Genomic DNA, 21361 nt, shown 5'->3' with positions numbered 1-21361 from the left:
ATGACTTTGCAAGCATCCTGACCTCCGGGTGACCTTCCTAATACGCGAATACTGCGGAGGAGTTGGGTTCGAAAAAATACACCTTGTAACCTTGATGATGGCCAAAGAAGAATCGATTTTCGAGAGAGAGCGAATCGCCGCCCTGGCTGGCGACATCGATCGCAGCTTCTCGAGCTTCCAGCAATCTGGGATAGAAGATGTCGGTACCTTCGAACAGGTTTCCGGCCCTCCTGCCCATTACCTGCAAGAATGCAAGATACTGATCTGGTAGACGGAATGAACCGGCGCTGGAAGATACATCTTCCATTTCGCTGGCCGAACATCCCACGATCTCATCTTCTGACGCGACTCCGGAAGCAAACAATTCTTGACGCAGGTCTTTTATGTCTTCGACACTCCTACCACTGCACACTGGTTACTCTACCTTCACTCCGGGAATTGTTGTTCGCCATCGCGAACTCCGGGTCGCTGCTGGCCTTCAACCGGGCAAGTTTGCGTCCCTCTTCTGGTTGTGAGGGGCCTAACGAAAACATCCGACCTCCGACTTCCGAGCCACCGGCACCACCTCCACCGGCAGCGTCACCGATCGACCGCAGATAAGCAACCCGCCGCCCGGTGCAGGATTTCCACATCAACCTTATCGGAGGCGGTCCGCATTCAGCCTCTCCAGCACTCGATCATAACTATCTATGTACACTAGGTACGCATTTTCCTTGGGATCCCCCAATGATGTCATCAGATCAGCCAGTGCGTCACGCTCGGCCAGGCCGACCAAGATTTGATCTTTCACCAGGCTGGCGCACAGATTGTCAACCAACAGCGTCCACTCACCGACCTCACTGAAAGTTCGGCACTGCGCCAGCACTCCGGGCCGCAAACGGTCCGCGAATTGTTCTAGTAGCTCCCGGGAATCAGCACTAATCTTCGCAAATTCGGCCTTCTGCTCCGGAGTGAGTTGTCGCCGTTTACGACTCGCGCTAGGTCTATCAGCAGAGTCCATCTGTGGCACTTAACTCCTACTTGATCGGGTCGGCATTTTCGTCGTTCCTTTACACGCCGGGACCACTTTCCGTATCCGAATTCTTGACAACATCCTGAACCATCGCCGTCGAGGGTTCGGCATCGACCAGTGGCCTGGCCCTGCTGTGATGGGCCGTGGACACGGACTGCTACTTCTCGCGGGTCGGCGTCACCAGCTTCAGGAGGTCGAGCAGCTCCCTCGCATCAGCCAGCTTCTGGGGCTCGTTTTCGGGCGCGTCGATGTTCCAGTGTGCGATTTCGTTCCGGTACTTGGCGACCGCGCGCAGCCGTTCGACGAGGCGCGGCTGCTCGAACGGCCAACCCAGCCACTTCCATACCTCCGCCCTATCGAACAGGTACGAGTAGTTGCCCAGCGTGAGATCCTCGGGCTTCTCGACCTTCTTCTTGCCGCCGGACTGAAGAAGCTGCTGCGGCATACCGTGGATTGCCTGCCGCAGACGACGTTCCAGCTCCTCGAGCACCATGAAGGGGGTTACTCGCGCTTCGAGCTCGTCAGCGAGATCCGCCGCGGTCACGATCCCGGTGACCACATTCTCGGAGTCGACCACGATGACGAACCCGAACTTGCGAATGTCGTCCATGCGGCTGAACAGTTCCTGCTCACTGTGCGCAGCCGGCGGATACTGGGCCGCGCGCGCGTTCCACAGGTCGTCGGCAGCACCCGTGATCGACCTGTGCGCGATGCTCTCCCAGGTCACCACGCCGACCAGTCGATGATGTCCGTCTACAATAGGCAACTGCGACAGGCGTTTTGTCACCATGAGCTCGATCGCCTTGTGGAGCGAATCGGTCTTCTGGACCGCCACTACCGCCATCTGCTGGCGAACATTGCCGACCCGCCAGGTGAGGTCGTTCTTCGCGGTCTCTACGACGTCACTTCCGCTTACAACCGAGGTGGCTTCGTCGTCTTCGGGATCGTTCGCGACAACGGTGACGATGCTATCGAGCTGGACGGTGGTGAAGTCTGGGCGTACGGCAAGCCCATTCTCTTGCAAAGCCGTGCCAACCTCTTCGAGCGCATCGGCGGTTCGGCGACCGAATCCCCACAGCCCCAGAAGGTCTCGCACCGATAGTTGACGCGAGCCAGCCGCATCTACATCCGAAACCAGCGCAGCGATGTCGGCGGGTGCGGCGATGGCGCCGGAGTATCCCGGGTCGACTCCTGTCTCGGCCAGCGCCCTGACGCGCTCGGCCGCGTCTCGACGGCTCAGCTCGCTGACGGTGAGCAGTGTGCCCATGCTGTCTCGGAGGTCGCCGGAGATAGCTGCTCTTTCGACGGTGTTGAGCCACTTCACCGGCCGAATATGCCGGTATCCGACGGGCTGGTCCGCTCGATAGCTGTAGCCGCCCATGATCTGGCCGATTTCCACGACGTCCCGGTATTTCCGCGGCATCACGACGAAGTCACCGACCGCGATCTCGTGCAGGAAGCGCCAGATCTGATGCGCCCAGTTCTTCCGAGTCCGCTCGCTCTCAGCGGGATAGCACTGATCGAGCAGGGCGCAGAGGTCGTCGAAGGTCTCCAGGTCCGACAGATCGTGACGAACTTCGGACCACCCTGCGATCGCCGCCCCGATCGCCAATGCTGTTTCCTCGCGGTGACCATCCCATCCGCCGCGTACTGTCCACGCCCGCACTGTGTTCCCCTCCAGTCCACCCTGTGATGGCGCTATCATTCCATCTCGACGACGCATTTGCGTCGAGCCTCCCTCGATCACAGATCACTGATCAAGCTGTTCAGCACCGATTCCTCATGCACCGCTTGTTCGGCGCGTTCCATCGCAGCCTGCAGATCTGGGTCCCACGGTGTCGCGACTGAGCGTCCCGCGAGCGGAATGCGGGGTATTCCCGCTGAGACTGCCTCCTGATAGTCCCGGGAACCCATCCGCCATGGCTCGGCGCCGGGCGGCGATCATGCGGGCCGCGATCGCAACACCTGCCCAATCGAAGTCGCCGTGATAGCGGAGTGCGACGCGAGCGGCCAGCAGTTGCCCCGCCGACGAGGGGTTCCCGCTGAAGCAGGCCACCGGCCGATCGATTCCGGATTCGGCGATCCGCTGCAGGACCTGCGGGTTCTCGCAGCCACTGACGATCTCCCGAGTGGGGACCAAAGCACTCGGAGCGACGGCGAGCTCCGCCATGGTCATGTGGCTGACCAGACCGAGGTCGGCGCGCATCTGCATCATCCGGGACCACGCGTCTCGGCCTGGCGGCCGGAAGGCCCAGATCAGGACGGTACCGGAGATCCTGTCGACCGACACCCCTACTTGTTCCCACAGTTCGATTCTGCCGCGGGGCGTCTGCGGGTCCTCGACGCCGAGTGCGAAGCCCAAGCCGCGCAGAGCGATTCGGCCGGCGAGCTGGTCGGCGTCGAGGGCGTGCGAGGATCCGCCGACGGTGTTGGCCAGTTCGCCGAGCATTCGGCTGGTCCCCGGTTCGGCCAGCACAATCGCCAGAGCTCGTGCGGCCACCTCGAACTCTGCGACCGCGGAGTCGCCTCCTCGGACGAGCAGCGTCGACTGATGAAGCCATGAAATCCACGAACGGGCCCAATCGGCGGTACCAAAGCCGGTCGCATGCAGCGACCTTTCGACGCCATCCCACAGCTGGCGCACCGCTTCGGCACGCTCGAGGCGTTCCGAAGGGCGGTCACGGAGTGGCCCTCCGGTGAGGTCTGCGACGACCGGAACCAAACCTGCCTTTGCCGCGCTCCTTCTCAGCGCATCATCGAGCTCGGCCAGCTTCAGCCTGCGCTGTCCAGCGCGGATAGCTATCCCAGGCAGGCCCGACAGTCGCTGCGCTGCAGCACTATCCAGCTCGACAGTGACTGTGCCGACCGGCCGATGACCGTTGCTTTCCAGTCGCTTTCGGATCTTCTGCCAGACCTCCACCAACGAGGCATCGGCCAAGTAGGTCTTCGTCTTCGCGGGCATGCTCATGCGGACGACACCATCTGCATGTACGTCTTGTTGCGGCCGTTCCATTGAATCCAGGTGGGGATCACCGCGCTGCCGCCGATCCTTCGGATCTCGTAGATGTCGAGCGCGGGGACTTCGGGCACGGTGCCCCACAGCGCGTGCCCGGTCATCACGAAGTCGATATCGAGGCGCACCAACAGCCCCATCAGCTCTCCGATGGCTCGCTCGTCGACCTTGGCGAACGCATCGTCGAGGAGCACCAGGCGCAGAGCTCGATCGCCTTCCGGCAGGCCGGAGAGGAAGCCGTCGGCAGCGACGAACAGTGCCACGTACGAGACGAACCGCGTTTCCCCCTGGGAGATCTTGGCTCGTCGTGAGATCTGGCGCCGCTGCCCGGGATCGGGTCCGAGGATGGTCACCTGCACGGTGTGCCAGGACCGGTAGTCCAATGCGGCACGGAGATGTGCCGCGTAGCCAGCAGAGGAATCGGCCGTGTGGAGTTGTTCGACGCGGCGCCGGATCAGCCGGACCAGCTCCTCGTCGCTGTCTTCATCGCGGAGGTCGTCGACAATCCGGATGAGGTCCATGACGCGCCGCAGCTCAGGGTCGGTGGTGTCGAGTGCCCAGGCGATGGATACTCCGATGCCGTGACTGGTGCGGGTGCCGGACAAGCTCTTGTCCATTGCCGTCATCAACTCATCGGCCTGATCGACTCGACGCCGGAGCTCATCGGCAACGCCGCCGAGGACGAATTCGGTGAAGACCTGACGCTCCCGCTCGGAAAGCGCAGCACGTCCCTGTTCATCGCGCTCGGTCAGGTAACTGAGGACAGACGTGCAGTCGTGGTGTTCCTCAGCCCCCTCGATATGCACCAGGTAGGCGTCGGATTCCACCGATGTGGCGATGTCCAGTTGGCCGCTGACTCCTGCCTCGAACCGCTTCAACGCGGTGATGAGCGCATTCAGGTCGGCTGGTTTGGCGACCTTCCATGCACCACTGGCAGTTCTGACGACTTCGCGGATGCGTTCCAGATCCGTGATGTCGTCGATGCGTTCCACTGAGGTTTCGGAGGCCGCGGCGGCCAAACCGGGCAACCGCAACCGTGCGTCGTAAGCAGCAGTGGCCGTGCGCAGTTCACTGTGTCGCCGCTTCACCGTGGCGGCCGTCTCTTCTCGGTCACGTTCAGCCACTGCCAGTCGGCGAGCAATCTCAGTCTCGCGACTGCGCTGATCAGCCAGCTTACTTTCGGTGTCCTTCAGAGCAGCGGTGCTTCGTTTGAGTTCGTTCGTCAGCTCCTCCAACGTGAGGTCGAGTGCAGCGTGCCTGGCAGCAATCTCCGCCGCCTCGGTCACCCAGTCGGACCTGCGCCGTTCGGCCTCGCTCTCGGCCGCGATCCGCTGCTTTCCCGCCCCGGCGAACCGCGAGGGGAGATCGCTGAGCTGTCTGACGGCATCGACAACGTCGGCGATCCCGCGTTCCAGTTCCCGGCAAGCTTCTCGGGACGCCGTGCACAACTTCCTGATTTCTGCCAGCGTGTCGGCTGCGACAGGCAGGTCCGCACTCTCGCACAGCTGACTATGGGTGTGGAACTCGACGCTCCACACCTTGCGTGCCGCCACGGCCGCTTTCCGCTGAGCCAGCGCGTCGGCTTCGGCCTTGGTCGCTTCCTCCTCGGATGTGCGTGCGGCCTGCCGCTTCAGCTCCAGACCGAGAGTGCGCGGAGCCGTGACCAAGTACGCGTCGAGAGCGGTGCGATGCTCATCGAGCTCGACGATGAGCGATGCACGGCGCGCCTCCGCGGTTTCCAGTTCGGCGAGCTGTGCTGTGATCTCTTCCAGTTCTCTCGCGCGTGCGGCGGCTCTCGCCGCAGCGCCGATGTACCTGGCAGCGGGCTGGCTGTGCCGGCCAGCGAGAACTCCGTTTCGCCAGCTTCCGTCGGTGCCGATCGACGCCACACTCTCGGGATCGTGCAACCCGATACGGTTGAGAACCGCCTCGACCACCTCTACCGGAACACTCGTGGCAGAGTCGGGACGCAGGACTGCCGAGATCGGCGAGCCACAGACCGCTGCCGACGCTGTCAGTAGCACTTCGCCGTCCACGGCGCTCAGCGTCGCGTCAGCGGTGACCGTTGCGGTGAGAAGCCCCGAGGCGAGCAGCGCTGCCTCGATATCGGCGCGCTCTACCGGGTTCACCTGCGGTTGGAAGTCGACAGCCACGCAGAACGGAACGCCGGAATGCTCGGTGTGCCACGGCCCGTACGGGGGTTCAGGATCGCGTTCGGCTTCGAGGTCGGCGCGCCGCTTCGCCAGCTCGTCGCGCTTGCCGTCGTCGGCACGCTGCTCATTGGTCAGGGCCTGGCGGCGCAGCGCCAGCTTCTCCTTCGTCTGCCCGGCCACGCGCTCAGCGGTGAACGAGAGCTCCGACAGGACGGCGTCGTCAGGATCGGCATCACCACACAGCGCTTCGTTGTCAGCGGCGAGCACCTCGCGAATGACCGCGGGCCAAGTGACGTCCGGCAGCAGGCGAGCGGTTTCAGATGCCGAAACCCATTCGCGCCATAGCCGATTCAACAAAATGGCCAGTTCATCGCGGGCGTCGGCATCTGCGATAGCCGCAGCCCTGCGCTCTTCCGCGGCTCGAGCAGCCTGCTCGGCGCGATCCTCCTGATCATTGACCCGACCGAGATCACGGTCGAGCCGGTGTGCCTCGTCGGTTCGACGTTCGACTACTTGTCCTCGCTGGAAAGCCGCCTCACCGCAGCGCGCGGCCGCATCGGCAACCACCCGAGGGTCTGGCGGGTCCAAGGCCATTGCACGCAGGACAGGCCTCGTTATCGAGACCGGCGGACCATCCAAAGTATTCTGGATAGTCGCAGTCGGCGCGGGCCCACTCTCTTGGTCGCAACTGATCACGTCTGGAAGTTCACCGAGACCGAGTCTCGAGGCGATCAGCCGGTCTTTGGCGATGCCGAGGAGCTCGGCGGCCATACCAACGGTCTCTGCCACCTTGTCGATCTGCGCCGTCATGGCGTCGGCTGCTTGTTGCTCGGCCGATCGAGCCGACTGGGCGGCGTTCAATGCAATCTGGGCGGTGGAACGTAGCAATACGAGCCGGTCATCCCGCAGTTGCAGCTTCTCGGCGTCGGCAAACTCCGGTCGTTCTTTCAGGACCTCGATGGCGCCGACGAGTGTTCCTCGCTCCTCTTCGTGTTCGCTGATCTTCTCAGCAACCGTCGTGGCGCTCTGTGCCAGGGTGGCGACCTCGTCGTCCGCTTCCGCCCGTGCTGTCTCCGCCGTGTGGACCGCGGCCAGACACGACTCCACTGTCGCGGCACCCTTGCTCAGCGTTGTCGCCGCGTACCGCTGATAGACCTGGTGGAAGGCCCGCACATGCTCGAGCGTTTCCGACAGCCGTTGCTGGGCATACCGTGTCTCGGACAGGTCGTCGAGCCGCTCGCCGGCGGCATCGAGCATCTGCTCGCTCAGCGGCGGTAGCGCATCGGACAGAATCTGTGGAAGTTTTCCTTCGTCGATGCGGTTGCCGACATCGGGTGATCGCAGCGTGTGCAGCAACTGCATCAGGCCGGTGAACCGGTCACGCCCGGTTTCGCCATGTAGGCCGAACACCTTGGTGCGCACAGCCTCCCGATGAAGATCGGCATCGCCGACCCTGGCGGCTCCGACAAGCTCGATGAGCTTCTCCCTGGGCATTGGATCACGGTTCTCCCCGATGAGAATCAAGTCGTCACCGACGCGGAGATCGGTCGTGAAGAACCGGACCTCACTGCGACGCGCGGAGGCGCTGTACTTGATGTGCGCGCCGAGGGTGAGGTATTCGCCAGGGCGGGAGAGTTCCAGCCACAGATAGCCCACCCGGTTGGTCTGAGAACCGATACCGGTGTGCATGAGCTCGTCCAGGCTCACCTTCTGCGAGCCGGTGGCATCCATGCGACGGCGGTCGGCATCGAGCAGGAACGGCAGCAGCATCTCCAATGCTCTGGACTTCCCGGAACCGTTACTGCCGCGCAGGATCAGCCGGCCACCCGACATCGTGAATTCGGTGTCGATGTAGTGCCAGACGTTCACCATCCCGGCGCGCGAAAGCCGCCACCGGTCCTCGAAATGCTTCATGGCCAGTGCGTTCATGGCATGCTCCTCATTCGAACGCCAGCTGGGTGCCGGTGGAGTTGGGCCTGGGCCGATAGCGTGCCGCGGCAGCATGGAGTATCAGCGTGTCCGGTGTGGTCTGGGCCAGCCGAAGCGAGACAAGCAGCTCAACAGCATCGTCTCGCAAAGTCCTAGGCGCTCCGGCGTATTCGCTTCGCCAAGCCCGTCCGTGCGCACGTAGCAGGTCGGACACCACAGAGTCGACCAGCGGCCAGGTGAACTCCATCGCCGCCGCATCGTCATCGACCGAATCGAGCAACCCACTGATCAGCAGCAGAGCAGCCTGCTTGACCGTGCCGGATCCCGGAAACTCTATGTCCGACAGCGCACCACCCGGGTCGTAGCCGAGCGCACCCTCGGCCCGCACCTCCAGCACCAGGCCGAACGCGTCGCTCAGCATCCGGGTGAGCTCGGATCGTTCGCGCGAAAGGACATCGAGCTCTTCCGGTCCGAGATCGGACCGCAGCACGACCGGTTCCTCCACGAGCCGCCGCCGGAGCGACCGGCGCGGAGCATCAGGTTGGGGCGCAATCACATCGGCGGATGCGGTACCCGGTCCGATCGACTTGACGAGCAGGTGCGGCAGGAGCGGGCGGCAGATCGTCAGCAATGCCTCGTCACCCGATTCTCCCCATTGCGCCAACGTCCCGTCTACCTCGGTCAGCACACCCCACTCGAGCAGAACCGCCAAGGCGGCCACCAGCTGTCGGCGATCACCGATCCCGTCCGACAAGGGAATTCCCTGCTGGGCGGCGTCGGTGCGGATCTGCGTAACCAATGTCGACAGCAGGATCTGCTCCCCAACTCCAGGAGCCAACAGAGCTGCTCCCGCAAGTGCGAGCATGGTGTAACCCCGGGCGCCGAATCGTGTTCCATTGCGACGAGCAAGGCTCCGTGCGGCCGCATGTTGATCCGGCGGAAGTTTGGCAAGGCGCGCAAACCCCGACTCCACCACCAGGTGATAGCCGATGTTCACCGTGAAAAGCCGTCGTAAGGCGGTCGAATGCTTGCGAATCAACGCCATTGCTTCCGGGGCTCGTGCCGCGGTCACGATAGGAGTTCGCAGCAGGATCCGCGCGGCTTCCCGTATTTCCGCCGCGTCCTGCTTATCCGTTGCGAGAGATCTATCCGACGTCACCATCGCGTTCTTCCCCCCAGGCTGGTGCTGCAGGACGGCAGCTGAGCTGAAACCCGTGGACGATCAATGAGCCGTCGGGAGAGTTGACTGTCGTCGACCCTCCCGGGGCAGCGTGAAGCACCACACCGAGGTCGTGATTGGTGATGGTGGTTGTGGCGGTAGCGAGTAGACGGGCAAGCTCATCCAGCAATGCCGTCCGTGCCTGTGGTGACAGGTGAGCGCCGTCGAGATGCCCGGCCGCAGACAGTTCGGCAGCAACCAGTGCATTGCGTTCCGCTTCCATCCGCGCGGCAGCTTCGACGGCCGCGCGATCACCGCTGATGTCGGGCACTCTCGCTGATCGTCCCTTCGCAGACCGAGTACCGCGCTCCCGCAGAGAAACCGGAACATCAATCGGATCGGCGGTAATCCACGATGTCATCGGACCGACGCGGGGGTCCGGCTCCTCCGGGCCGAGGGACAGATGTCTGGTCGACCACACGCCGAAGGCCGCGGTGAAGATCTGGTGAGCCTCGTCGTCGCTGGAATGCTGAAACCAGCCGGCCAATCGCAGCAGATCGGCGCGGCGGGAAAATCCGGTGGAGGTCGAATGGAGCATTCGCTTGGCATTGGCCAACAGCTGCCCCAGCGCCTGACCAGCCGCGGCTCGCAACTGCTCCGGCCCGGAGTCCTGCCCCGATCCGGTGTACCACTGCTGCAGTTGCGCCCAGTCCGATCGACTCCGGCCGCCCGCCCTTTCGACAGTTGCCAGCTCACCCAGCTCGAGCCGCGCCACTGAATCGAGGATGGACAACAGTTCGTCGAGGCGTTGCGACACGAGTGCGAGACGTTCGGCGATCAAGGGCGCGTGGCGGTTCACATCAGCGGTGATCAGATCGACATAGTCGAGGAGCAGGCCTTTGAATTGCGCGTACTCGTCGCCGTACAGGTCGAACCGACTGAGCACGGCCGCGATGTAGGCGTAGAAGTCTGTGACGCTCGCAGTGAAGAGCCGCTGATTGTTGAAGATCGTGGTGACAACGCCGGCCAGCTTGTCCGCCCGGTCAGCCGATCGCGGCAGTTTCGTGATCGCGACGACCTCAGCAAGGGAGTCCGCGATCTCACCCAGCAACTCCCGCGCGACCTCCCGAGCGCCGTCCGCGGCCTCCATGATTTCCACGGCACCCCGATGCACACGGCCACCCAAACTCGACACCTGATACCGGGAGCGAGCACGGAGGTAGTCCTGCACCGAGCTCACTCGGGCGTCACGCAGCGAGGGGACCAGGTTCCCCCAACGGACGAGCTGCCTGCACCTGGCCTCAACCGTGTCCGAATCCAGAGATAGACCCTCACGATCGAGCATCTCGACCACGGTCGCTGCCGACATGTCGGCCAACAGCGAAGCAGTGAACCGCGACATGATGGCGATGTAGTCCATCCGTTCATCTGCGGCCAGGTACCGGAAAAGATCGAGATGGGCCGAGGTCTCACGCGGATCCGTCACGAGCTAGACCTGATCATGTGCTTCGTCCAGGCAATCCGATCCGAAAGACACGTCCAATCGGAGCTGCCGAACCAACCGCTCCATCTCCTTCTCCCATCCGGGAGTCCCACCCCCCGCACTGTGAATCGCGGTTCGCACCGCGGCTGTACCGCGAGTACAAGCTTGGAGCAGGTCGTCTGCTCGCACCTGCAGTTCGACCATGATTTGGCCCTCGCGGTGGTCAAGCCGGGCGGACGAGATGTGGTCCAGTGTTTTGAGATTGGACCACAACTCCTCGATATGGGCAGCGAAGTCGGCTCGATCTTTGATGCCGTCAGCACTGATCGAAGCTCGAAAGCACACCGACCACGCGCGCTCAGGGGAGTCACCTCGATCCATGAGATGTCGCCGCACCCGAGCGCCGACCGCGTCGAGTCCAGGTGCCCCACTTATTGTTTCGGATTCGAGCCGCACGCGGTAACCGAGTACGTGCATCATGCGCGCCAAGCTTCGCAGAGTCAGATTGCGCCTGCCGCTGAGCCGCTGGCTCACTTCGGTCGGCGTCACATCGAGCAGCTCGGCCAGCCGCTTCTTACTCATGCCCTTCGCATCCAGTGCGCCGTGCACCATCTCCGTGGCCGACAACAGCAGACGCTCCTCCGCGAACAGCGCCTCTGCCTCCGGCGTCCGCCGGAACCATGTCGTCATTGCTCTTGCGCCTCCTTCCAGATCCCCCGTGCCCGTTCAGCCTGGCCGCATACCTTGCGGTCCGACGGCTTTACAGCGCCGTGTGTTGCCACCCAGTCCTGCCGCGACCTGATCACGTACAGCCGATGCCCCGACCTCGTCTTGATCTCATGAACTGGCGGCTCGCCGTTGCATTGCAGCGGGCGCATCTCCTCCGGGCTCCGCAGGAAGCCCACCTCCGTCAGCCTGTCCAACCTTGCTCGGAACTGGGCCTGAGGCCGGAGCGGTAGGTCGCCCAACCAGGCCGAAGCGAGGCATCCGCGGCCCGGCACCACTACGCCGAACACCGTCAGTGCGCGACCTTCATAGATGACCTCCAGCTCAAATGAAGACATAACTTCACTTTCTTGGCAGTGTACTGCCCCGATCCAGTAACGCGCGAACTCTGACGCAAAGATGTGACTGGGAGCGAAACCCGCTGCGATCCCCCGCTGCGATCGATACCGTACTTGAACTCCCGCGGCCCGACCAGGGTCAGTTGCCACCCAGTTCCGCACGGCACTGCTCGACGGTCTTCACGGCGATGCACTGCACCCAATCCCCCTGGATGTCACCGGAAGTCGGCGGTTCGCCGCAGGCGCGGCCGCAGCGATCGGCGCCGATGACCGGTGAACCATCCGGCCAGAAACAGCCGTTCGCACCGCACTCGTAGCCGCGACCGTTCGAGGGCGCGCCGGACTCGGACTCGGCGTCGAGGTACTGCTGGCCGCCACGGGTGTCGAAACACCATTGGGAATAGCGGGTGCTGCCGTCGCTCCAGACAGCCGGCCCGGGCGTACCTTCCAAGCACTCGACCGGGTAGGGCTCGGGCGCACTGGTCGATACCGGCTGTTCAGCCGGTTCAGTCGGTGCCGGCGCCACGGTCGAGGCCCGTAACGGCTCCGACATCTCGAGCGAAGGTGATGACAACGGGCCAGTCACCGACGGGAGTGCCGACCCCGAGGTCGATGGCGACTGGATCGGGTCAGCAGGGGCCGAGCAGCCGGCCAACAGCAGAGCACCACCGAAAACGAGAGCCGTCCAAGTAGGCCGGATACGCATACTCGCCACCCTTCCGTCGCGCGTCGTCCAGTTCCCCCAGCGTAAGCGTCGCTGAAAACATCGTCAATCATTGCCATGCTGTCGTAAATGCTTTAGCATCAACGCCGACGCGGTGGTTCGCGTCGCAGAATCTTCCGGCCGGAATCATCTGGTCGACTAGCATCCGACAGACGTGGCGGACAGCGATGAGCAGCCACTACAGCTGACTGAACACCCGAGGAGCACACGTGGGGGCCTTGCTTCCGACCCTGCAAGCCGAGCGGCTGCGGGAAGGGTTGACCGACTACCTGACGACAACCTTCGCGCTGACCGACCCGGATACGCAGGGCGCTCTCACGGACTTCATCGGGCACCCTCGCGACGGAATGTTCAAAGGCCCCTACGTACGACTGCGCCTGCCGTTCGCCCCCGCCCGCGGCAACTGGGGAATGCACCTGAACTGGTGGCCGAAGTACTTCGAGCCCTATGGACACCAGGCAGCGGCGTTCGAACGGCTGTCGAGCAAGTTTCATCGGCGACCGCAGCCGACGTTGGTCACCACGGGTACCGGCTCCGGTAAGACCGAGTCGTTTCTGATCCCGATCCTCGATCATGTGCTCCGGGCCAAGAAGGCCGGTGTGGCGGGGATGAAGGCGCTGATCATCTATCCGATGAACGCGCTGGCCAACGATCAGGAGCAGCGGCTGGCGAAGATGATCACCAGCCACCCGGAGCTCGCGGGGGTCACGGCCGGTCTCTACACCGGGGAGCAGTCCTCGGGTGGGCGGACACTCGTTTCGGAGGCGGGGCTGATCACCGATCGCCGCCTCATGCACGATTCGCCGCCCGACATTCTTCTCACCAACTACAAGATGCTCGACCACATGCTGCTGCGTTCGGACCGAGCGCCGATGTGGCGGCAGTCGGCGATTTCGTTGCAGTACGTGGTGCTCGACGAGTTCCACACCTATGACGGCGCGCAAGGCACCGACGTGGCGATGCTGTTGCGTCGACTCGGCCTCACCCTCAAATCTCATTGGACAACGCAGTCGCCGGTCACCGCGGAGGACCGGGAGCGGCCGCTGGGCAAGATCACGCCGGTGGCGACGTCGGCGACACTCGGGTCCAAGAGCGAGCCGACGGAGATGCTGGACTTCGCCGAAACGGTGTTCGGGGAGCCGTTCACCAAGGAGACCTTGATCGGTGAGACGCGGGTCGATGTCGAGCAATGGCTGGGTAACCGGAGCACCTCGCTGGACCGAACGTTCTCGCCGGTCGAGCCGGTGCTCAGCGAAGCTGTTGCCGAGCTGGACCGTGCCGCGGCGAAGGCACTGACGAACAAGCGGCTCACCGCTGCGGTTCTGGCCACCCTGTTCCGGCATACCTCCGACATCGATGATTCGCCCGAACGGATCGCGGCCGGGCTACACAAGCTCGACGAGTCCGAGATGCTCGATCTGGTCAAGAGACACGGGACCTTCGCGCGCATTCTGCGGAGCGCGCTCGACGTGACCTCGGTGAAAGAGCTGGCCGCGACTGCGCTGCCTTCTCTCACCGGTGAGCGGGATCTCGGTCGCAGCCTCGCTCAGCGCGAACGCTATGTCGAATATTTGTTCGCCGCGCTGTCACACATGCGCGCCGAGGTCGGCCGCTCCGCGCTGAATGTCGATGTGCACCTGTGGTTTCGGGAGCTCTCCCGGGTCGACCGGGCTGCGGCAGCCACGCCACTGTTCCGCTGGCCCGATGACGGCGCGCTCGACGACACCGGCACCGACTACTACCCCTCGCTCTACTGCCGCCACTGCGGCCGCTCCGGCTGGGGTGTCCGGCTGGCGCCGACCGGTAGCACGCTGGATACCAGCGATGAGGACATCCGCAGCCATCACGCCTCGGGCGGTCTGCGGTTCCGGGCTTTGATCTCCGCCCCTACCGAAGCCGAGCTCGACGAAGCGGTCGAGGGTTTGCGGTGGTTCCGAGCGGACGACAGAGAGATCGTCGATCAGCGGCCCGAGGCAGACAGTGCGGAACTGCTCGATGGCCGTGTGCTGCCGGTGCTCTTCCTCAGCGGGCCGGATGCCGACGAGAACTCGCGCAAGGATCTGTGCCCGGCCTGTGGCGCCGACGACGGAATTCGGTTCCTCGGTAGCGCGATCGCTACCCAGCTGTCGGTGGCGCTGTCGAATCTTTTCGGCGACGCCCACCTCGACAACGGCGAGAAGAAGGCCTTGGTCTTCACCGACAGCGTGCAGGATGCGGCGCATCGCGCTGGTTTCGTCCAGGCCCGGTCACACACGCTCAGTCTGCGCTCCACGCTCCGAAACGCTCTGGGCGACAGGGTCAGTGGCGAGCAGATGCTGACGCTGTCAGAGTTGCGTGACGCCGTGCTCGAACGCGCGGGCGAGGATTCCGGTCGGCGCTATCACCTGCTCGCGCCGGACATCGTCGAGCACGAGGCGTTCGCTCCGTTCTGGCAGCCCGACACTCCGACAGCGCTGCGACGCAAGGCCGCCAAGACCGTGGCGCGGCGCGTCCAATTCGATATCGACCTGGAATTCGGTCTGCAGTCCCGGCTCGGCCGTACGCTCGAACTGACCGGCAGCGTGGTCGCGGAGGTGGATCTCGGTTCGCCACAGCGGGTTGCCCAGCTCGGCACCACCGCGCTCGAACGGACCGAACACCAGCTGGCATTCTCCGAACCCGACCCGGCAGCCGTCACTCAGTGGGTACGCGGTGTCGCGGAGCGGATGCGTACCCGCGGCGCGATCGCACACGAATGGCTCACCACCTACGTCGAGCGTGATGCCAATCGACGGTGGGTATGGGGCGGCCGCCCCAGGGGCCAGGGGATGCCGGCGTTTCCCAAGGGCCGACCCGCACCGGCCTTCCCCGCGGTGGGCGGGCGCACTGTCCCCGAAGGGTTCGACCCGATCACCGCATCCTCGTCGTGGTACGCACGGTGGGCTGCGCAATGCCTGAATGTCTCACCCCACGAGGGCGGATTCCTGGCTCGAGCGCTGTTCGATGTGCTCGCCGAGGATCGAGTCGTGAACACGGTCAGCACCGAAAAGTCGCTCACCGCATATCAGTTGACGCACGACACGGTGATGGTCGGCATTCCCGACGCCGACGGGCTGAGCGAGATGAAGTACCTGCTCGTGTGCGATGTCTGCCAGACCCCGACGCCGGGCAGTGCAGCCGTCATCGATCAGCTCGACGGAGCCCCGTGCCTGCTCACCCGGTGCCCCGGCCGACTTGCCAGGGCGGCCAAGCACGACAACTTCTACCGCGGCCTCTACGACAGTTCCGAGATGAAGCGGGTTGTCGCGCGCGAACATACCTCGCTGCTGCCGACCAAGACGCGACTCGAATACGAGACGAAATTCAAGACAACAGCCTCGGACCCCACGGCGCCGAACGTGCTCGTCGCGACCCCGACGCTGGAGATGGGTATCGATATCGGCGACCTGTCCACGGTCATGCTCGGATCCATGCCACGGACTGTGTCGTCGTATCTGCAGCGGGTGGGTCGTGCGGGTCGTCTCACCGGCAACTCACTCGCGCTGGCGTTCGTGCGCGGCCGGGGCGAGCATCTGCCGAAGCTGGGTGACCCGACCTCGGTGATCCAAGGCGATGTACGTCCGCCGGCCACCTTCCTCACGGCCGAGGAAATCCTGCAGCGCCAGTACGTCGCGCACATCGTCGATCGGCTCGCGCGTAAAGCAGGCACCGAGGATCCCGGCAGCGCTACCAACGTGCTCGCGAGCTTCGACGAGGGAACCTGGATGGGCACGCTCATCGAGGTCGCCGACGACGACGCCGATCTCCTGCTCGACGAATTCCTCGGCCAGTTCGGCAATCTGCTGGGCGAATCGACGACCGCGAGCCTTCGGGATTGGGCGACGCCACCGGGACTCGGCGAGCACAGCGGGCTCGGTGCGCTGCTGCGCGAAGCAGTGCATCGCTGGAACCGTGACGTCAATGAGCTGCGGTATCGCCGCACCGCTGTCGACGCCGCCCTCCCCGACTTCGAGCAGCGCGCCGCCTCCCCCGCCGCGACCGACGACGATCGCCGCGACCTGCGCACGGCGCGCGGCACCCTGCGACTGCTCTCCAAGAGCATCAACGACCTGACCAACGAACACTGGGTGGGTGTGCTCGAGCGCTACGGCGTGCTGCCCAACTACACGCTGCTCGATGATGCCGTCTCCCTCGACGTCGGCATCACCTGGATCGACCCCGACACCAACGAATACGCCGAGGACACCGCCAGCTATCAGCGCGGGTCACGGGTCGCGCTCACCGAGCTCGCACCCGGCGCCACGTTCTACGCACAGGGGCTGGCCGTCGAGATCGACGCCGTCGATCTCGGGGCAGGCGAATCCGCGATTCACACGTGGCGGGTCTGCCCGTCCTGCGGTTGGGCCGGGATCAGTCACGGCGCCGACCGCACGCCGCCGCCGATCCAATGCCCGCGTTGTCACACCGGCGCCATCGCCGATGTGAGCCAGCAACTGCAGGTGGTCGAAATGGCAAAGGTCTCGGCCGAGGTACGGCGCGACGAGGCCGCGATCAATGACGGTAGAGACGAACGCCGTCAGGAGTCGTTCACCGTCCTGACGGCCGCGGATATCGACCCCGCCAATATCACCAAGCGCTGGTTCGTCGCCGAGCAGGATTTCGGCGCGGAATACCTGCGGCGCATGGATATTCGCTGGTTGAACATGGGCAGGCGCAATTCTCAGGGCAGCAAGCGCCTGGTCGCCGGCAACACCACCACCGGTGGGCTCTTCCGGGTCTGCTCGGGCTGCGGACAGCTCGACAAGGTAGCCGGCCGCAACGAGCCGCACGAGCACCGAAGCTGGTGCAAGTACCGAAAAGCCGACGACGAGAAGCACGTTCGTGAGATCGCACTCGCTCGCACCCTGCGGACGCAGGCAGTGCTGCTGCACCTGCCCGGTTGGCTCGAATACGACTCGTTCGCCCACCCCAGCCTCAGCGCGGCCATCCTGCTCGGATTGCGACAGGTGATCGGTGGCTCGCCAGAGCACCTCGATGTCACCGCGATCACCGATGCGTTGCACGCTCCCAATCAGCGGGCCCTGCTGATCCACGACACTGTGCCCGGCGGCACCGGCTACCTCGCCGATTTCGCCAACCCTCGCCAAGTGTGGGAAGTGCTCGCGGCCGCTCGCGATGTCGTCAAGAACTGCGACTGCACGGATCGGTTGGCGTGCCACAAATGCCTGTTGCCGTTCGCCCCACCACGGGAACTCGACAAAGTCTCGCGGGTCACCGCCGCCAAGGTGCTCGACGATCTGCTCGCCTGCCAAGGCGGGGAACCGGATGCCGAGCGATGGCTGGAAACGATCACCGAAGAGACTCCGGCGGAACCGATCGACAGCCCTGAATCCCCGCTCGAGCGGGAGTTCTATAAAGCGTTCACCGAGCGGTTGACGACCATGGGCGCGACGATCACCGAACGGCCAGGCACCTACGGACCCACCGCGACGATCAAGCTGCCCGGCACCAAGATTCGGACCTGGCAGCTAGAGCCGCAGGTGCTGATGGGCAACAGCCAGCCCGACTTCCAGCTCCGCACGGGCGACCCCGATATCCCCATCATCGCGCTGTTCGCCGACGGACGGAAGTACCATGCCGTGCCGCACAACAACAGAGTCAGCGATGATGCACGCAAGCGCGAGATCTTGCGTTCGGGCGGTGTTCTCGTGTGGGCGTTCGGCCACGACGACCTTCGCCGGTTCATCAGCGCCCAGCCGGAGCGACCAGGCTGGTTCACCGACAAACTCGCGGGACTCACTCGCAAACAAGGCAATCTGCGACCGGCGCTGTTCAATCTGTTGCAGGCCGACCCGATCACTCAGTTGATCGAGTTCATGGTCGACCCTGATCGGGATGCCTGGGCCGCTGTCGGCCGGTGGCTCCCCTTCATGTTCTTGCAGAACGGCAAGACCAAAGGCGACAGTGAAGCCATCGGCAGCTGGGCGCTGGACCTGATCAACGGCACAGGGTCACCCCTCAGCGAGGGCGAGTACAACTGCTGGTCCTACACCGATGGTCCGTTGGCGATCACCGCGGCCGTGCCCACGAACATGAAAACCATCGACGCGGTCCTGGCACTCGACGACCGCGACGAAGCTCTCGAAGTTCGCGAGGGGCACGCGTGGAAGGAGTGGCTGCGACTGTCCAACTGGTTCGGACTCGACGGGCACACCATCACCACACGCACACTGCTCGATGCCAGCACCGGCACCGGCAACGCCCAGGCAGAGGTGCAGGGCAATGCTCCGCGCACCGGAACCCCCCGTGCCATCGCGGTCGAACTCACACCGCAGTGGCAGGAGCTCTACGACGACACCATCTCGGAGGCCGAGCGCGAACTCGTTCTCGGCCTGGCTTCGATCGGTGCACCGGTGCCGGTACTCGGTGTCGAAACCGATCGTGGCGATGTCATCGACATCGGCTGGCCGGACGCCCGAATCGGGGTCCTCCTCGGAGACCCGGACGCAGCTCTTACGATGACTGAACAGGGGTGGACGATCTGCCCGGCTGATCCGGCCGAACTCGTCGACGCGCTGAAGACGAACGGGGTGATGTGATGGCGCACATCGTGATGACCAGCCAGCGGAAGTCGGGTAGCGACCTCGACGGTCCGGTCAAGCGGCGAGCTTTCGATTTCCTCGACACGCTGCAGAACAGTGAATCCGCGGCGATTTCCCTGATCGAATCGGTTCCTGGCGCGTGCGACGAAAGAGTCCGCGTCAGCCGCATCGGGCTGGGGCACACAGCAATTCTTTTCTCGGTGACGCCCACCGGCGGCGGTGAAGCCTCCTATGTCTACATGGGCGCATGGCCGGATGAGGCAGCCGCAGGATTGGCACCCCGGGCGGGTCTGCAGGTGAACCCGGTCAACGGTGTGCTCGACCTCATCGTTCACGAAGACCAGCCCGTCGCGGTGAGCGCGAGCCCTGATAGTGCTCGTACCCACAGCGATTCCGGGTACCTTCGGAGATTGGGATTCACCGCCGAACAGCTCACTCAGGAGCTCGGCCTCGATGCCAATCTCGTCGATCGTGCGCTGGCCGCCGCGGACGACCACGTGATCAACACGATCGCCGCCGACGTCGACGGGTGGCAGGGCGACGCACTGCTCGAACTGGCCTGCGGCGTCGGCATCGACGACATCCGCGAGAAGTTGCGACTCACCGAAAATCCCGTCGATCCGTCGCTGGCCGAGGACGACCAAATTCTGCAGGCACTCGAACACCCCGCCAGCCAGATCCAGTTCAACTACATCGGCGACGACGCCGACGAACTGCGGCGGATCATCGAGGGCGGCAGCTTCGCCGCCTGGCGTACGTTCCTTCACCCCGAACAGCGTGCCTACGCAGATAAGCACTACAACGGCGCATTCCGGCTGTCCGGCGGCGCGGGCACCGGCAAAACCGTCGTCGCGCTCCATCGGGCCCGCAACCTGTGGCGGCGCAATCCGAACGCCCGCATCGTGCTCACCACCTTCAACCGGACACTCGCCCGCCAACTGCACGCCGACCTACAGACCCTCGAACCCGGTATCACCATTGCGGCGAAGCCTGGCGACATCGGCATCTACATCGATGGCGTCGACAAGCTGGCCAGTGATGTGCTCGCGCGCGGCCGCGAGTTGGCACCGGTCGCCGAGGCGGTTCTCGGCAGTGCCTCAGAGCTTTCGCCGCGGCGCACCGACACCCTCAAGGTGTGGCGAGAGATCACCAAGTCGGTGGATACCGACCTGGATCCACGACTGGCCACCCCGGCTTTTCTCGACAACGAATACACCGCGGTGGTGCTCGCGAACCAGGTCACCACGGTCGCCGACTATGCGAAAGTCGCCAGGGCTGGACGTGGCGTACGGCTGAACCGGTCGCAGCGAATCGCGGTCTGGAAGCTCGTCGAGGCATTCCGGCGCCGCAGCCGGATGGACGGCACCGTCAGTTTTCCGGAGGTACTGGCCTTGGCAGCCGAGTACCTCCGGCGGCGCAGCAATGCGGGTGAGCCCTTCATCGCCGACCATGTGATCGTGGACGAGGCCCAGGACCTCCATGCCACCCACTGGGCAATGCTTCGCGCCCTCGTCGCCGAGGGGCCCGACGACATCTTCATCGCCGAGGATTCGCACCAGCGCATCTTCGGTCAGCCGGTGGTGCTCGGACGGCTCGGTGTCAAGATCGTCGGACGCTCACGCCGCCTGACACTGAATTACCGGACCACCGCGGAGAACCTCAAATTCGCCGTCGACATTCTCTCCGGCGCCGACTATCACGACCTCGAAGAGGCCGAGGAGTCCACGCACGGATACCGCTCGGCGCGCACTGGTCCCGAGCCGACCCTCCTCGCGTGCACCTCGCTGGCCGACGAGCTCGACCAGGTGGCCGCCCGCGTGCGTTCCTGGCTCGATGAGGGTGTCGAGCCGTCGAGCATCGCGATCCTTACGCGCGGCAAGAACGACCGCAGTCAGTTCGTCCGAGCGCTGGGCGAACGTGGCATCGAGGCACGCGTACTCGACGACAACCCGGCCGGGCCGGGTCACGTGCAGGTGCTGACCATGCACCGCTCCAAAGGCATGGAATTCGCGAAGGTCGTCCTCGCCGGGGTGGACGACGCGCATGTGCCCGCTAAATCGGTACTGAACGAGGCGCCCGAGGAAGAACGAGCCGAAGCCGAGTTGAGGGAACGGTCGTTGTTGTACGTCGCGGCAAGCCGTGCGCGCGACGAGCTGGTGGTGACGTGGAGCGGGCGACGTTCGGTGTTGCTCCAGGGTGTTCCGCAGTAGTCGCGTTCAGCCGACTCACACATATTTACCTGC

Annotated in this window: 10 protein-coding genes and 1 pseudogene; 2 read left to right on the top strand and 9 right to left on the bottom strand. The window is 64.3% G+C overall.

Going from position 1 to position 21361, the window contains the following annotated elements:
* Positions 1-37: 37 nt before the first annotated feature.
* The 9 genes and pseudogenes from NV348_RS27360 to NV348_RS27320 form a co-directional block, all read right to left on the bottom strand.
* Positions 38-412 (bottom strand): hypothetical protein, encoded by a 375-nt coding sequence (locus tag NV348_RS27360; protein ID WP_447149418.1) that lies wholly within the window; start codon positions 410-412, stop codon positions 38-40.
* A 757-nt stretch (positions 413-1169) separates the two neighbouring features.
* Positions 1170-2717 (bottom strand): DUF8426 domain-containing protein, encoded by a 1548-nt coding sequence (locus tag NV348_RS27355; protein WP_495885083.1) that lies wholly within the window; start codon positions 2715-2717, stop codon positions 1170-1172.
* Positions 2718-2755: 38 nt separating this feature from the next.
* On the bottom strand, positions 2756-2926 hold the full coding sequence (locus NV348_RS27350) for a DUF2399 domain-containing protein (RefSeq protein WP_447149416.1): 171 nt from the start codon (positions 2924-2926) through the stop codon (positions 2756-2758).
* 31 nt (positions 2927-2957) lie between these two features.
* Positions 2958-3974, bottom strand: a pseudogene (locus NV348_RS27345) (TIGR02679 domain-containing protein); the annotation flags it as partial.
* A gap of 2 nt (positions 3975-3976) precedes the next feature.
* Positions 3977-8107 carry a TIGR02680 family protein gene (locus tag NV348_RS27340; protein WP_447149415.1) on the bottom strand — a complete coding sequence of 1377 codons (4131 nt, stop codon included), beginning with the start codon at positions 8105-8107 and terminating at the stop codon, positions 3977-3979.
* 10 nt (positions 8108-8117) lie between these two features.
* Positions 8118-9269 carry a TIGR02678 family protein gene (locus NV348_RS27335; protein ID WP_447149414.1) on the bottom strand — a complete coding sequence of 384 codons (1152 nt, stop codon included), beginning with the start codon at positions 9267-9269 and terminating at the stop codon, positions 8118-8120.
* Positions 9253-10752, bottom strand: coding sequence for a DUF2397 domain-containing protein (locus NV348_RS27330; protein ID WP_447149413.1), 1500 nt, complete (start codon positions 10750-10752; stop codon positions 9253-9255). The genes NV348_RS27335 and NV348_RS27330 overlap by 17 nt, the downstream gene beginning before the upstream one ends.
* Positions 10753-10755: 3 nt before the next feature.
* Positions 10756-11439: a helix-turn-helix domain-containing protein gene (locus NV348_RS27325; RefSeq protein WP_447149412.1), complete on the bottom strand. Its 684-nt coding sequence runs from the start codon at positions 11437-11439 to the stop codon at positions 10756-10758.
* Between the two features lie 513 nt (positions 11440-11952).
* The gene (locus NV348_RS27320; RefSeq protein ID WP_447149411.1) at positions 11953-12399 is read right to left on the bottom strand and encodes a hypothetical protein; all 447 of its coding nucleotides are present in this window, start codon (positions 12397-12399) and stop codon (positions 11953-11955) included.
* Between the two features lie 347 nt (positions 12400-12746).
* Between NV348_RS27320 and NV348_RS27315 the strand changes: the two genes are divergently transcribed.
* Both NV348_RS27315 and NV348_RS27310 read left to right on the top strand, forming a co-directional pair.
* Entirely contained in the window at positions 12747-19115 is a 6369-nt protein-coding gene (locus NV348_RS27315; RefSeq protein ID WP_447149410.1) for a DEAD/DEAH box helicase, read from the top strand.
* Positions 19115-21328: a 3'-5' exonuclease gene (locus NV348_RS27310; RefSeq protein ID WP_447149409.1), complete on the top strand. Its 2214-nt coding sequence runs from the start codon at positions 19115-19117 to the stop codon at positions 21326-21328. The genes NV348_RS27315 and NV348_RS27310 overlap by 1 nt, the downstream gene beginning before the upstream one ends.
* Positions 21329-21361: the final 33 nt, after the last annotated feature.

The sequence above is a fragment of the Nocardia fodinahabitans genome, assembly GCF_052983615.1.
Note: the sequence above shows the minus strand (reverse complement) of the source record. Positions and strands in the feature narration are given on the sequence as shown.

Bases quoted from the DNA above. Each gene is read 5' to 3' on its own strand.
- NV348_RS27340 (WP_447149415.1), bottom strand. From the start codon at position 8,107: ATGAACGCACTGGCCATGAAGCATTTCGAGGACCGGTGGCGGCTTTCG.
- NV348_RS27335 (WP_447149414.1), bottom strand. From the start codon at position 9,269: ATGGTGACGTCGGATAGATCTCTCGCAACGGATAAGCAGGACGCGGCG.
- NV348_RS27310 (WP_447149409.1), top strand. From the start codon at position 19,115: ATGGCGCACATCGTGATGACCAGCCAGCGGAAGTCGGGTAGCGACCTC.
- NV348_RS27350 (WP_447149416.1), bottom strand. From the start codon at position 2,926: ATGGGTTCCCGGGACTATCAGGAGGCAGTCTCAGCGGGAATACCCCGC.
- NV348_RS27355 (WP_495885083.1), bottom strand. From the start codon at position 2,717: ATGATAGCGCCATCACAGGGTGGACTGGAGGGGAACACAGTGCGGGCG.
- NV348_RS27325 (WP_447149412.1), bottom strand. From the start codon at position 11,439: ATGACGACATGGTTCCGGCGGACGCCGGAGGCAGAGGCGCTGTTCGCG.